The following is a 14376-nucleotide window of genomic DNA, read 5'->3' as shown; positions in this document are numbered from 1 at the left end:
ACTCTCCTTCTCGCGCGGGCGGATTCCCGAATGCGGGTGCGCACCCTATTACCGCACGACAGCACGCCTCAGGAGGCCGTGTTGAAGGAGTTCAGATAGGCCCGTGGCGCGGTGCCGTTCACCGAGTGGTCGCCGATGAGCGCGGCCTTGTAGGCGGCCGGATTGTGCGAGGACACCGTGCGGGCATTGCGCCAGTGGCGATCCAGGCCGAGCCCGGCCTGCACCGCGCTGGCGCTGCCGGCATTGAACAGCTGCCACGTCGCCGCACCGACCAGTTCGGTATTGGCCACCTGCGTGGCCGCGGATTCGAGCAGCGCTCGCTGCACCGACTCGGCCGACGGATCAGCCAGGAAGCCATCCAGCGTCCGCGCCACCTGCAGCACATTGGCGCGGGCCGAATACGCCTTCGCCCAGACCTCGCCGACGATCTGGGTGACCTGCGGATCGGCGCTGGGATCAGGCGTGGAGGCGAGCGGATAGGAGCGCGTCCGGCCCCGCACCAGCTCGGCCAGATCATCGGCGACGGCCCGCGCGATGCCCGCCTGGGTCGCCGAGAGCACGAATTGGTAGAACGCCTCCATATAGTCGTTGGCCAGCGGATTCCGATGCCGCAGCAGGTAATCGGGATCGACGCGCACATTGTCGAAGACCGCGGTGCCGCTGGCGGTGAGGCGCTGCCCGAACCCGTCCCAATCATCGAGGATGGTCACCCCGGCGCTGCGCCGCGGCACCAGCGCGGACACGAATTCGCCCTCCTCGACCACCAGCACATTGAGCCAATCGGCATAGAGGCTGCCGGTCGTGTAGTACTTGCGGCCCGAGAGCAGATACTCGTCCCCCTCCCGTCGCAGGGCGGTGGCCAGCGCGGTGAGATCGGGCGTGCTCAGTTCCGCGCCCGCGGGACCGAAGAACTCTCCCGCCGCCGCCGCGCGCAGCAGGGTCGTCCGGGCGGTGCCCAGCGGCGCCAGGCGCAGGATCTCGGTGAGCCCCAGGTGCCCGCGGAAGACCTGCGCCACATTGGAATCACCCGCGGCGATCCGGATCAGCACCTCCGCCAGATCGGCGACCGACGCACCCGCCCCGCCGTATTCGACGGGCACCCGCAGCGCCCCCGCCCCCGCGTGCAGCAGCGCCGCGATCTGATCGGTCGGCAGCTTGTGCTCGGCATCGCGATCCACCGCCTCCGCGCCGAGCCCGGCGGCCACCTCGGCGACGGCATCCAGTCGCGCCCGCAGATCCTCTCCAGCCATGTCACCCCGTTCGTCGTCCGGTCGCCGCCTGCCGCGACGCCGCGTCCCTGCCGGATCGCTCGCGAAAACTACACCGCTCCAAAGGGTTTGCCGGAAGACATCCGATCACCGTGGTCCGAACTGTTCCCAATGCGCCCGCCCTGCCGCACGATGACCAGCGGACCAGGGGGTTACCGCAAACAGCTCACTTCTACGAACGGACGTCCGCATGTCTGATGTCGTCGACACCGAGCCGCTGATTCGCTACTCCGACGAGGTGCGCGAGGCGCTCGCCCGGCGGGACCCCGTCGTCGCGCTGGAATCGAATGTGGTGGCGCACGGCTTCCGCCGGCCGCAGAACGTGGCGGTCGCGCGGGAGGTGGAGGCGGTGGTGCGCGCCGGCGGCGCGGTACCGGCCACGATCTTCCTCGCCGACGGGCGCATCGTGGTGGGCGCGACCGACGCCGAGCTCGAAAAGCTCGGCAGCGCACCCGATGTCGCCAAGGTGACCAGCCGCGATATCGCCGTGACGCTGGCGCGCAAGGCGCTCGGCGCGACATCGATCGCGGCGACCATGGCCATCGCGCACCGGGCGGGCATCGCCACCGTGGCCTCGGCGGGGCTCGGCGGCGTGCACCGGGACGCGCCGACCTCCATGGACATCTCCGCCGATCTCACCGAACTGGCCCGGACCCGGCTCATCGTGGTGTGCGCGGGGGTGAAGAAGATCCTCGACGCGGGGCTCACCCTGGAATTCCTGGAAACCCAGGGCACCCCGGTGATCGGCTACCGGCATCGCGGCTTTCCGGCGTTCTACTGCCGCGACAGCGGATTCGACACCCAGGCGCGCGTCGACGATCCCGGCGAGATCGCCGGGATCGCCCGCCTGCACCAGCAGCTGAACACCGGATCCATCCTGGTCACGCACCCGATTCCGGTCGCGGACGCCCTCGACGGGGACCGGATCGAAGCCGCCGTCCAGCAGGCGCTGGCCCGCGCCGCCGCCGAACGGGTCACCGGCCCGGCCGTCACCACCTTCGTCCTGCGCGCCGTGGACGCGGCCACCGGCGGCGACGCCGCGGCCGCCAATCGGGCCGTGCTGCTCAGCACCACCCGCGCGGCCACCGAGATCGAGGTGGCGCGCAGCGCCGCCGAACGCGCGGCCCGCGACCGACCCATCCACACCCGGGAGGTATCCCATGCCAGTTGAGTCCGCGCATTCGGCGGCCCTGTTCGACCTGGACGGCACGCTGCTCGATACGCCGCGCGCCATTGCCGAACAGTTCGCCATCGCGGTGGAACGGGTCACCGGCGTGCATCCGGGCGAGGAGGCGGCCCGGCGGCTGATCGGCGCGCCATTGGAGAAGATGGCGGCCGCGCTGTCCGGCAGCGATCCGGAATCCGCCACCGCGCAATCGATTTCGGAGGAGTACCTGACCCGCTACCGCGAGCTCATCGTGCCGAAGGCGGCGGACCTGGTCTTCGCGGGCGTGCGGGAAGGGCTGGAACGACTGACGCATCAGGGCTTCGCGCTCGCCGTGGTCACCAGCAAACGCCATCACAGCGCCGAGCTGATCCTCGAGGCGGCCGGTATCCGCGACCTGTTCGCCGCGGTCGTCGGGGCCGACGACGTCTCGCATCCCAAACCACACCGCGAGAGCGCCGATGTCGCACTGGAACTGCTGGACCGCGCCGACGCGGGGCCGGCCGGGGCGGTCATCGGCGATACCGCCGCCGATATCGGATTGGGTTCGGCCATCGGCGCGTTCACCGTCGGCGTCACCTACGGCGTCTATTCCACCGAGCAGATCTCCATGGCCACACCGGATTTCATCGCACACACCTTCGGCGACGTCACCCGTGCCGTTCTCGGCCGGATCGGAAAGTGAGTACACCATGACCACATGGACCCGCCCGACCACCGAACCCGTCGACATCGAGAAGTACCTGGGCGTCAATGTCTTTCCGCTGCCCGCCCAGCCGGGGCTCATCGCCCTGCACACCGAGGCCCGCGACGCCGCCACCGATCAGGCCGGTTTCGTGCGCGCCACCCAGCGCATCATCCGGCTGCTGCTGGAGACCGCGCTCTCGCACCTGGAGCACCGTCCCCGCCCGGTCACCACGCCCACCGGCTTCGTCTTCGACGGCGTCGAACCGGCCTCGCCCGAGCTGTACGCGGTCACCATTCCGCGAGCGGGTGACGCATTGGAGGGCGGACTGCGCGAGATCCGCCCGGACACCCGCTTCGGCAAGATCCTCATCCAGCGCGATGTGGTGACCAAACAGCCGACACTGCACTTCAGCAAGCTGCCCGCGGGCATCGCGGGTCAGGAAGTGCTGCTGCTGGATCCGACCATCGCCACCGGCGGCACACTGCTCACGGCCGTCAACGAGCTCATCGCCTCCGGCGTGGAGGAACACCGCATCGTGGTCGTCAATGTGCTGACCTGCCCCGAAGCGCTGGCCACCGTGCTGTCCCGGCGGCCGGATCTGCGCATCATCACCTCCCACATCGACCAGACCCTCACCGATCAGGCCTTCATGCGCCCCGGCATCGGCGATTTCGGCGACCGCTTCCACGGCACCACCGTCCGGGCGTGAGGACGGAGCACAGCGTGAACCTTCTCGACCTGCTCGACGCACGCGTGCGGGAGCATCCGGATGCGGTTGCCGTCGAGGATGATTCGGGCAGTCTGACCTTCGCCGAGCTGTCCCGGCGTGCGGCCCGGGTGGCCGCGGCGCTGCGGGACGCGGGCGTCGTGCCGGGCGATACCGTGGGCGTCTTCCTCGATCCGTCGGCCCATCTGGTCGTCGCGGTGTGGGGCATCCTGCGCGCGGGCGCGACGTATCTGCCACTGGCCGTGGACTATCCGGCGGAGCGGATCGCCTACATGGCCGCCGACAGCGCACTCCGCAACGTGGTGACCGGCCATGAAACGGACGAACTCGCCCGCCGCATTCTGCCCGCAGGGGTCCGAACCGTGCGCGCCACCGATCCGATCGCCGACTCGGATTCCGGGATCGCCCAGGGCGACGGGCACGTTCCCGTAGGTCCGGCCTACACCATTTACACATCGGGAACCACCGGAGCGCCGAAAGGCGTCGTGATCCCGCACCGGGCGATCGCCAACCAGATGTCCTGGCTGGCCGCGGAACTCGGTCTGCGGTGGGGCGCGCGAATCCTGCTGAAGACGCCCGTCAGCTTCGACGCCGCGCAGTGGGAGCTACTGGCCAATGCGGTCGGCGCCACCGTGGTGGTCGCGCCCGCGGGAACCCACATCAACCCCGATGACCTGCTTGCTCGCGTGGTCCGCGATTCGATCACGGTGCTGCAATGCGTGCCCACCATCTGGGCGGAACTCGCCGCCCTGCCGGGCCTCGGCGCCGCCACCACGCTGCGCACGGTGGCCAGCGGTGGCGAAGCCCTCCCCACCGCCTTGGCGCAACGCCTTCGCGAAGCGCTACCGCACGCCCGCGCCATCAACCTCTACGGACCGACCGAGGCGGCGATCAACGCGACCTGGTTCGACTTCACCACCGCGGACCTGACCGGTACCGCGATCGTGCCCATCGGCGCCCCCGTCGACGGGTGCGTCGTCGCAATCGTGGACGACCGAGATCACCCGGTATCGAATGGCGAGACCGGTGAATTGCTGATCGCCGGAATCCAACTCGCCGAGGGCTACCGCAACCGCCCCGGCATCACCGACGAACGATTCCCGCACCTCACCCTCGAGCCCGGCGATTCCCGGCGCTGGTACCGCACCGGCGATCTGGTGCGCCGCCGCCCCGACGGCCACCTCGCCTTCATCGGCCGCAACGACGAACAGGTCAAGGTCAACGGCCACCGGGTGGAAGCCAACGAAGTCCGCGTCTGGATCGAGAAGCACGACTGGGTCCGCACCGCCGCCGTCGTCCCCTGGGTCAGCGAACGCGGCACCACCCAACTCGCCGGCTTCATCGAACTCGACCCCGACGAGGCCCCGCTGATGGACCAGGACCGGGCGGGCCGCCACCATCGCTCCAAATCCAGCCGCACCCAAGTCACCGCACAACTGGCCGATCTCGGCCTTCGCGAGATCACCACCGAACCCGAAATCCTCCTCTTCGGCGCCGAACCCACCGAAGACCAACGCCGCCGCGTCTTCGCCCGCAAGACCTACCGCACCTTCACCGCAGATCCGTTGGACCTCGCATCGATCGAAGCGATCCTGCGGCAGCTGCCCGGGAACATCCGACCGGCATCCACCGCGGAGCCACCCGCACCCGGTGACGGCCGGGCCGTGCCCGCCGGACTGCCGGACTCGGCCGCCCGTGAGCTGATCGCGCCCGCTGAGGATCCGGCCGCACTCACTCCGGGAGTATCGACCGGCGTAGCAGGACGGGGATCGGCGGTCGAGCCGGCGCGCCGGGCCGAACGGCTCACGGCGCAGCGGATCGGTGTGCTGTTGCGCTGGCTCGGACCTTTCCGCAGCCCGGATCGGTTGCTGCCGAAGTATTTCTACGCCTCGCCGGGCGCCCTCAACGCCACGCGGATCTACCTCGAAACCGGTGGCCTCCCCGGCTTGGCCGCGGGCGTCTACTACTTCCACCCGCTCCGCCACGCGCTGTACCGCGTCAGCGCGGCCGGCCGCGCGGGTGTGCGCGTCCACTTGGTCGGCCTGCCCGAGGTAATCGAGTCGGTCTACTCCACCAACGTGCGCGAGGTCCTTCATTTCGAAGCGGGCCACATCCTCGGGGTTCTCGACGAGGTGAGCGCCGAGTTCGGCTGGCAGGTGCGCACCGTGCCCGCCATCCACGGCCTGACCGAGGGCGTAGCGACCGCGAGCGTCGAAATAGGCCCGCCGGACGCGTTTCCGGATTCGGCGTCGCCCGCGCCGGAGATCCACGCCTCGGTGCGCACGGCGGCCGACGCCGCCGTTGCGGGCGGTCCGGCGGCAGCGGTCGGGGAGCGCTCGATATCGCCGGCGATCCATGTTCAGGTGCACGGGAATGTCGGCGGTGCTCGGCACGGGCTGTACGAATTCACCGGCGACGGGCTGCGATTCGTGAGTGACGGCAAGATCGAGCGGCGGCATGTGATCGCCATCAATCAGCGCTCCTATGACCGGGCGGCGTTCGCGGTGGTGCTCGCGGTCGAGCCGGGGTCCGGGTGGGATGGATTCACCGAGCTGGGCCGGGCGCTGGCGCATTTGCAGCAGATCGGGAGCCGGAAGGGCATCGGCTTCATGTCGGCGGGGTATGCCTCACTGACCGGGCGAGACCTGCCGTCGGCGCGCCGATTCGACCAGATTCGGGGCGTGCGGGCACTGAGCTACTTCGCGCTGGCGGGGCCGGTCGACCCGGCGCAGGTGGCCGCGACCGATATGGGTGAGGACGCTGTTCATATGAAGGGCCCGGAGGAGCTGCTCAAGGACGATCTGCGGGCCGTGCTGCCGTCGTACATGGTTCCGCCGACCATTCACGTCCTGGAACGGATTCCGCTGTCCCAGAATGGGAAGCAGGATCGCGCCGCACTCGCGGAACTGGCCGTCGCGCTGGGCTCGCGACAGGCGCGGCCCAGCGATCCACCCGCGACCGCGCGGGAAGCCGAGGTGGCGCGGATCTGGTCGGAGGTGCTCGGATATGAACCCGTCTATCGCGCCGACGACTTCTTCGCACAGGGCGGGAATTCCATGTCGGCGCTGCGCCTGATCCGGGCGCTCGACGAGCGGCTCGGCGTCACCCTGCCGGTGCAGACCATCTTCCGCGCGCCCACGCTCGCCGAATTGGCCACCGCGACAGCGGGATCAGGGAGTGCGGGCGGATCACGATTCCTGCGATTGGACGGGGGAGCGGAGCACACCGCCACCACCGTGCTGTGGCCGGGACTGGGCGGGTACCCCATGAGTCTGCGCACCTTGGCCGGGGAGCTCGCCCACCATGGTCATGCCGTCTACGGCGTGCAGGCGCGCGGGCTCAATCCGGGGGAGATGCCGCATGACAGCCTCGATGCGCTGATCGCCGACGATCTCGCCGAACTGCTGGATCTCGTTCTGCCGCAGCCATTCCGGATCGTCGGCTACTCGTTCGGGGCGCGGGTGGCGGCGGAGGTGGCGCAGCGACTCGTCGCCGCGGGGCATGATGTCGAGGAACTGGTGCTGATCGCTCCCGGCTCGCCCGTGATTCCAGGTATCCCGGATGACGAGGAGGTCCGGTATGACAGCACGTATTTCAAGCGCGTCCTGGCCTCGGTGTTCAGTGCCCGGATCGATCCCGCATACGTCGCGGAACTCGACAAGCTGGTCACCGGTCGTACCGAGTTCATCGATCTGGTCGTGGCCAACGAACCCGGCTTCGACCGGGAGACGGTCGAACGGATTGTCGCCGTGGTCGAACACACCTACCGCTTCCGGTCGCACCCGGCGACGGTCGATCAGGACCTCCTCGATCGCGGCCTGTACCTCCGCGCCCGCGGAGACGGCCCGTCCTTCGCCGATATTCCCGTCGCCCCACTGCGATTGCGCACCCGGCCGGTGAGCAATCTGCCCTACCGCCATTACGACATCGTCAACGCCGGCGCGCTCGATATCGCCGCGGCGGTGCTCGAACAAACCACGAACAGGGAGTTGGTCTGAATGCCGCATGTCGAGATCTCGCACTTTCCCGCCGACCTGTCCGCCGATGCCAAGCAACTCCTGGAGGTCGCCATTACCGCGGCGGTGACCCGCGCCTTCGGCGTCGCCGAGGGCGCGGTCTCCATCGGACTCGAGGGCGTCGCCCGAGACGACTGGCAGGAGCGGGTATACCGCCCGCTCATCACCGAACGCGCCGAGGGCGCCGCACTGCTGCGCGCCCCGAAGTACTGATGGGCATCCGGGACGCAGCCGACGCAGGGCCCATCCCCGAGGCGGACGACGCCGTGACCGCAGCGCCCGAACCGGTTTCGTCCAACCCCGTAGCGCCCGGCGCGGTGGTGTCCGCGGTGGGCGAGGCACCCTCGGCCCTGGTCCGGCTGGCCGCGTCGGTGGCCGCCGTCGGACTGGTCGCGCTGAACCTGCGGCCGGGCATCACCACGGTGGGGCCCGTGCTGGAAAAGGTCACCGCGTACTACGGCGCGGGGTCGGCGGCGGCCGGCGTCATCACAGCCGTGCCGGTGGTCGCCTTCGCGCTGATCAGCCTGGCGACACCGCTCCTGCTGGCGCGGATTTCGCTGCGCGCGGGCCTGTACGCGGCGCTGGGCCTGATCACCGTCAGCCTGGCGGCGCGGCCCTGGGGCGATCTCGCGGTCTTCGTGATCGCCACCTTCACCTCGGCGCTCGGCGTCGGACTGCTGTCGGTGCTGATTCCCGCCCTCATCCGGACCACCGGCAGCACCCGGACGTTGGTCACCACCTTCACCACCGCGTTACAGGCCGGAGCGGCAATCGGATTCGCGGCCGCCGTGCCGCTGTCGCAGGCGGTCGGCGGATGGCAACTCGGTCTCGCGGCCTGGGCGCTACTCGCGCCGATAGGCGCCGTCGCGCTGTGGCGTTCACCTCTGGCGAAGCGGGTGCCCTCCGCCGATGCGTCCACACCCGGCGCCGAGTCCACCGGTCCAGCCGCCTCGCACGACGACAGGGCGGGCGCCGCACGGGCGGTCGAGAATCCGATCGCCATCCTGCGGCGGACCGGAACGGTCGGGCTCGCGGTGTTCTTCGGGCTGCAGGCCATGCTCGCCTTCGTCGTGATCGGCTGGCTGCCCTCGGTGCTGGGCGACGCCGGTGTCGGCGAGCGGGCCGCCGGTGGAGTGCTCGGGTTGCTGACCTGCCTGGCGGTGCCGATCAGCCTTGTTGTGCCGCCGTTCGTGGTCCGCTCCGCGCATCCCGAGCGCTGGCTGGCCGGCTTCAGCGCGTGCAGTGTGCTGGGCATTCTCGGGTTCCTGCTCGCACCATCGGCGGCGCCGCTGGTGTGGTCGCTGATCCTCGGGGTGGGGCTGTCGGTGTTCTCGCTGGCGCTCACCGTCATCACCGTCCGGGCACCCACGCCGGAGCAGGCGGTCGGATTGTCCAGCGCTGTGCAGGGTGTCGGCTATGTGATCGCCGCGCTCGGCCCGTACGGCATCGGCGTCGTCCGGCAATTCGACGCCGGATGGGGTCTCCCGCTGGGGGCCTTGCTGATCACGGCCGTGGTGCAGACGGTCGTCGGCTATCGAGTCGGCGCGGCGAGGACGGCGGATCCGGAAAATGTACCCACCAACGAAAGGCAGTGATATGACGGCCGAGGCCGTGGCGAAGGTCGCCGATCTGCTCGACGATCGCAGCCATCACATCGAATTCAATGGTCACCTGACGAATCACGTCAAACACGCCGTCGTGGCGCTGGCCGCGATCGGCGCACCCGAACACATCATTCGCGACTACTACAAGGGCTATGCCGAGCTGACGCCTTACGGCTTTCCGCTCGAACCGCAGCGGCCCTCGGCCCTGGTGATCGATGCGGGCAACTGGCGCGAATTCATCGGGCAGCGCACGCATTTCAGCGCTTACGTCGCCTTCTTCGACAGGGAGGTCGCGGCCAGGGGCATCTCCGGTGCGGTCGCCGAGTACGCCCCGGAACTGCTGGACGGCTGGATCGGCGCCTTCACCCACGCCACCATCCATCTGGGCTGGGCGATCTGGGCCGAACATCCCGGCATGACCGCCGAAGCGCTTGCCTACCTGGCCTTCTCCTTCGTGCGCGTGGCCGATGACGAGCACACCCCGCCCGCCGCGGACGCCTCCGATCCGCTGGAATCGCTGCTGCGGCTGAGCGAGAGCTGGGCGCAGGACGAGATATTCCGGGGCGCGGTCGAATCGGTGATCGCGGATACGAACAGCTTCACCGAATTGCATCCCGAACTGAACCGCTCCGGCCTGCAAGCGCGCGTGGCCGGAGTGGCGATCACCAGGATTCCCGAGCTGACCGCGAACCCGGCGTGGATCCACCGGCTGCCCGGCCCGGAACGCCGCAGGCAGGTCCGGCGGGCGGTGACCCTGCTGTATCTGTCGCAGCCGGGCGATTTCGTGGTGCTGCACCTGATCACCTCGCTGTTCGCCCTCGAGGTCATTGCCGACACCCTGGATACGCCGGCGGCCGAAGACGCTGTGTACGAACTGTTCTGGGCCGGCCTGCGCATCATCACCGCGGCCGAGCGCAAATTCCCGACCGCGCACAAACTGCGTGAGCTCGCCCGCCTGTACACCACGGACGCCACCGCCGACACCCTCACCGGCGCCGCCGAATTCGAGGTGAGCGCGCGCCGCGCCTGGCTCGAGGACGAGGAGCACAATCCCAAGCTGGTCTTCGTGCTGCGCGCCTGGTGGGACGCCGACCAGTGGAGCGCCCACCGGCACGCGGCCGGCCAGTTCACCCGTACCCCGGACCTGCCCGCCAGTTTCGACGAACCCCCGAACGAATAGGACCACACATGACCGATGTGCTCTCGACCGTGCTCCAGGAGCAGCTGCACAAGCGCTACGGTGCGCAGGCCCCGGTGGCGGGCGGGGTCGCAAACCCGACCCTCGAGCTGCTGCTGCGCCATCGCACCGTGCGGCGCTTCCTTCCCGGCGAGATCAGCGAGTCCGAGCTGGCGGTGATCGTGGCCGCCGCGCAATCCGCCTCCACCTCGGCCAATTTCCAGTTCACCAGCGTGGTGGTCGTCGACGATCCGGCGCTGCGGGCGCGGCTGGCGGAGCTGGCGGGTGGGCAGCAGTTGATCAACGACGCCGCCGTCTTCCTGGTGTGGCTGGCCGACTGGTCCCGCAATATCGAGCTGGCCCGCGCCAATGGGCACACCATCGAGGCCACCGAATATCTCGACAGCGCCCTGTCCAGCGTCATCGACGTCACCCTGTCGGCGCAGAACGCCGCCACCGCCGCCGAATCCCTGGGCTACGGCATCACTTTCGTCGGCGCGCTGCGCAACAAGATCGACGCGGTGATCGAGGCCCTGGGGCTGCCCGAGCACACCTTCCCGGTGTACGGGCTGGCCATCGGGATTCCGGATCCCGCCGACCCGGCCGATATCAAGCCGCGGTACGGGCAGAGCGTGGTGGTGCACCGCAATACCTACACCCCGCCCGCCGCCGAGGATCTCGCCGATTACCTCGACCGCATCAATACCTATTACCGCGAACAGGAACTCCCCGAGGATTGGGTGAAGAACCGTCTGGCGGGCCGCATCTCGACCAAGGAGAGCCTGCACGGCCGCCAGGGCATCCGGAACACCTTCAACCGCCAGGGGTTCCCCTTGAAATAGCGGAAAGGAAACGGCCCGGCTGTCGAAAGACAGCCGGGCCATTGCTATTTGGAGAGCCTTGCTTCGCGATCAGTCCCGATGCAACCAGGCGTCGTAGAACTGGAGCCGGGCCGAGGCCTCGAACTTCAGATCCGAGACCGCATTCGACACCCCGACCGCCTGCGACAGTTCCACGGTGGGAATCAGCAGGCCGTTCTCGAGCACCAACTGCTGCGCCCTGCCGAGGAACTGGGCGCGCGCGGCGGTATCCACCGTCTGCAGCTCGGCGGTGAGGGCATCGTCGAGCGCCGGAATCGGACCGCGCACATTGTAATTCCGTCCTTCCAGCCCGAAGTTGGTGCGCAGGATATCGCCGTCGGCGCGGGTGGTGTTGTAGTAGAGCGCGTCGAAATCCTTGCTGCCCTGTCGCGCCGTGTATTCCGCATCGGCGAGCGGTTGCAGGCGCAATTCGATACCGGCCTTGCGCAACTGCTGCTGGGTCAGTTCGAGGATGGCCTGATTTCCGGCGAAAGCGCTGGTGAACGAGACCGCGAAGGACAGTCGCTCACCGTTCTTCGTCCGGATGCCGTCACCACCGGGCACCCACCCGGCCTGCTCGAGCACCCGGCCCGACGCCGCGGGGTCGTAGCCGAGCTTGCTGGAAAGATCCAGGTAGGCGGGAGTCCTCGAGGCCAGGCTGCTGGTGGCCGTCTTGTACTGCGGCCCCAGCACGGTATCGACGATCTCGCGCCGGTCGATCGCGGTGAGCAGCGCCGTCCGCACCGCCGCGTCAGCCAGTACGCCGCGCGTCACATTCGGCTGAATGCCGAAGGGCACACCGGGATTCGAGGTCACCTGCACCCGCCCGCCCGCGGCCTCGATCTGCGGTGCGTCCTGCGGGAGGGCGTCACTGACGGCATCCAGCTGGCCGGAGGTCAGGCTGCCGGTCCGCACACCGGACTCCGGCACCACCCGGAACTCGATGCGATCCAGGTACGCCTCGCCCTGATGTCCGAAAACCGCGGAGCCCCAGTTGTATCCGGTGCGTTTGGCCAGCACGGCGGACTGACCCTGCTTGTACTCCGCGTAGGTGAACGGCCCGCTGCCGATATTGTCGCCGAGGCAGCGCTGATCGGCCGGCTTCGCCGTCGTGGCCGCGGCCTGGATGCCGAGCTGCGGTGTCGAGGTGGCTTGCAGGAATTGCGCGTTCGGCCGGTCGAACTCCACCCGCGCGGTGAGCGGGTCCACCACCGTCGTGCCGGTGTACCCGGCCAGATAACTGGACGCGAGCGCCGCCTTCGCGGGGGTGAGCGTCTTCAGCACCGCGTCGAAATTCTGTTGCACCGATGCCGCGGTGAGCGGTGTGCCGTCACTGAAGGTCACCCCCGGGCGCAGCGTGAAGGTGAAGGACTTGGCATCCGGGCTTACCTGCCAGCTCTGCGCCAGCCACGGTGTGATCTCACCGGTGGCCGGATCCTGATCGGTGAGCGAATCCACGATCTGCCGTGTCACGTACAGGGTTTGATTGGTATTGGACTGCGCCGGATCCGAGCAGGTCGGCGCCAGTGACAGTCCGTAGCGCAGGGTTCCGCCCGGCTGCGGCGGTCCCGCCGGATCGCCTGCGCTGGAATCGGAGCCGCCGCAGGCGGCGAGCGTCGCCGTCGCGGCGAGCGCGCCGAACAGGGCCACGGGTCGTTTCATCGAGTTCTCCGGGTTGACTGGTAACGATGCGCGTGACGCTATTTCCCGCGTATCGCCCTGTCGCCGGTCTGGTTCGCCCTGAATCCAATGCTTGTGGCCGAACATTCTCCGCACCGGAACCGCTCGAACGAGTAGGCTCGCGGGCGACAAAGGGGTCGGGCGGCGAACGTCTGAGAACAGCACAGTCTGAGAACAGGACATACTGTGGCGAAAACCTTGACGCCCTGGGTATTGCTGAAAGAGCTGGAACCGGTTGCGGAACAGAATCTCAACCGGCATCTATCGATGGCCAAAGAGTGGCATCCACACGATTATGTGCCGTGGGATCGGGGCCGGAATTTCGCCGCCATGGGCGGAATCGATTGGGAGCCCGAGCAATCCGCCCTCAGCGAGGTGGCCAAGGCCGCCATGGTCACCAATCTGCTCACCGAGGACAACCTGCCCTCCTACCACCGGCTGATCTCCGAATCCTTCAGTCGCGACGGCGCCTGGGGCACCTGGGTGGACCGCTGGACCGCCGAGGAGAACCGGCACGGCATCGTGCTGCGCGACTACCTGGTGGTCACCCGCGGCGTCGACCCGGTCGCCCTGGAACAGGCGCGCATGATCTGCATGTCCCACGGCGTCGACAATCCGACCGGCACCGGCGACAACAGCTTCCTGCACGGCGTCGCCTACGTGACCTTCCAGGAGCTCGCCACCCGCGTCAGCCACCGCAATACCGGCCGGGTCTGCGAGGACCCCATAGCCGACCACATCCTGCAGCGCGTGGCCGCCGACGAGAACCTGCACATGGTCTTCTACCGCAATATCTGCGGCGCGGCCCTCGACGTAGCCCCCGACGACGCGCTCGAAGCCATCGTCGAAATCATCCGAAACTTCCGCATGCCCGGCGCGGAGATGCCGAACTTCCGCCGCAACAGCGTCCTGATCGCCAAACACGGCATCTACGACCTCCGCCAGCACCTCGAAGAGGTGGTCCAGCCCGTCCTGCGCAAATGGAACATCTTCGACCGCACCGACTTCACCGCCCGCGGCGAACAACTCCGCGAAGAACTGGGGCTCTTCCTGGAGCAGATGGCCAAGGACGTCCTCCGCTTCGAAGAACAACGCGACCGCATGCTGGCACGAGAAGCCGCCAAACGCGAACGCGAATCCGCTTGATCGGCTGGTAGCGGTTGTGGACAGCCGAGGAGTTGTCCACAGACT

Annotated in this window: 11 protein-coding genes; 9 read left to right on the top strand and 2 right to left on the bottom strand. The window is 68.6% G+C overall.

Going from position 1 to position 14376, the window contains the following annotated elements:
* Positions 1–68: 68 nt before the first annotated feature.
* A complete protein-coding gene (locus ACFVIV_RS19280; RefSeq protein ID WP_379198062.1) occupies positions 69–1250 on the bottom strand; it encodes an acyl-CoA dehydrogenase family protein in 1182 nt (393 codons plus the stop codon).
* Positions 1251–1458: 208 nt separating this feature from the next.
* Here ACFVIV_RS19280 and ACFVIV_RS19275 point away from each other — a divergent pair, with 208 nt between their 5' ends.
* Genes ACFVIV_RS19275 through ACFVIV_RS19240 form a run of 8 tightly spaced genes read left to right on the top strand, consistent with a single transcriptional unit; the run spans position 1459 to position 11487 of the window.
* Complete coding sequence (locus tag ACFVIV_RS19275; RefSeq protein ID WP_379198060.1) at positions 1459–2439, top strand: pseudouridine-5'-phosphate glycosidase; 981 nt, start codon at positions 1459–1461, stop codon at positions 2437–2439.
* Complete coding sequence (locus ACFVIV_RS19270; RefSeq protein ID WP_379198058.1) at positions 2429–3118, top strand: HAD family hydrolase; 690 nt, start codon at positions 2429–2431, stop codon at positions 3116–3118. Before ACFVIV_RS19275 ends, ACFVIV_RS19270 begins: the two co-directional genes overlap by 11 nt.
* A gap of 7 nt (positions 3119–3125) precedes the next feature.
* Positions 3126–3830 (top strand): uracil phosphoribosyltransferase, encoded by a 705-nt coding sequence (upp, locus tag ACFVIV_RS19265; RefSeq protein WP_379198056.1) that lies wholly within the window; start codon positions 3126–3128, stop codon positions 3828–3830.
* A 14-nt stretch (positions 3831–3844) separates the two neighbouring features.
* Positions 3845–7846: an amino acid adenylation domain-containing protein gene (locus tag ACFVIV_RS19260; RefSeq protein WP_379198054.1), complete on the top strand. Its 4002-nt coding sequence runs from the start codon at positions 3845–3847 to the stop codon at positions 7844–7846.
* On the top strand, positions 7847–8077 hold the full coding sequence (locus ACFVIV_RS19255) for a hypothetical protein (RefSeq protein WP_379198052.1): 231 nt from the start codon (positions 7847–7849) through the stop codon (positions 8075–8077).
* Positions 8078–8130: 53 nt separating this feature from the next.
* A complete protein-coding gene (locus tag ACFVIV_RS19250; protein ID WP_379198050.1) occupies positions 8131–9459 on the top strand; it encodes an MFS transporter in 1329 nt (442 codons plus the stop codon).
* Position 9460: 1 nt separating this feature from the next.
* On the top strand, positions 9461–10648 hold the full coding sequence (locus tag ACFVIV_RS19245; RefSeq protein WP_379198048.1) for a questin oxidase family protein: 1188 nt from the start codon (positions 9461–9463) through the stop codon (positions 10646–10648).
* Positions 10649–10656: 8 nt separating this feature from the next.
* The gene (locus ACFVIV_RS19240) at positions 10657–11487 is read left to right on the top strand and encodes a nitroreductase family protein (RefSeq protein WP_379198046.1); all 831 of its coding nucleotides are present in this window, start codon (positions 10657–10659) and stop codon (positions 11485–11487) included.
* Between the two features lie 69 nt (positions 11488–11556).
* On the opposite strand, the gene ACFVIV_RS19235 is transcribed toward ACFVIV_RS19240, so the two are convergent.
* The gene (locus tag ACFVIV_RS19235) at positions 11557–13167 is read right to left on the bottom strand and encodes an ABC transporter substrate-binding protein (protein ID WP_379198044.1); all 1611 of its coding nucleotides are present in this window, start codon (positions 13165–13167) and stop codon (positions 11557–11559) included.
* 204 nt (positions 13168–13371) lie between these two features.
* On the opposite strand from ACFVIV_RS19235, the gene ACFVIV_RS19230 reads away from it, so the two are divergent.
* Positions 13372–14331, top strand: a complete 960-nt coding sequence (locus ACFVIV_RS19230; RefSeq protein ID WP_379198042.1) for an acyl-ACP desaturase — start codon at positions 13372–13374, stop codon at positions 14329–14331.
* The last annotated feature ends 45 nt before the right edge of the window (positions 14332–14376 follow it).

Origin of the sequence: Nocardia sp. NPDC127526 (assembly GCF_042672265.1) — a bacterium.
GTDB lineage: Bacteria > Actinomycetota > Actinomycetes > Mycobacteriales > Mycobacteriaceae > Nocardia.
Note: the sequence above shows the minus strand (reverse complement) of the source record. Positions and strands in the feature narration are given on the sequence as shown.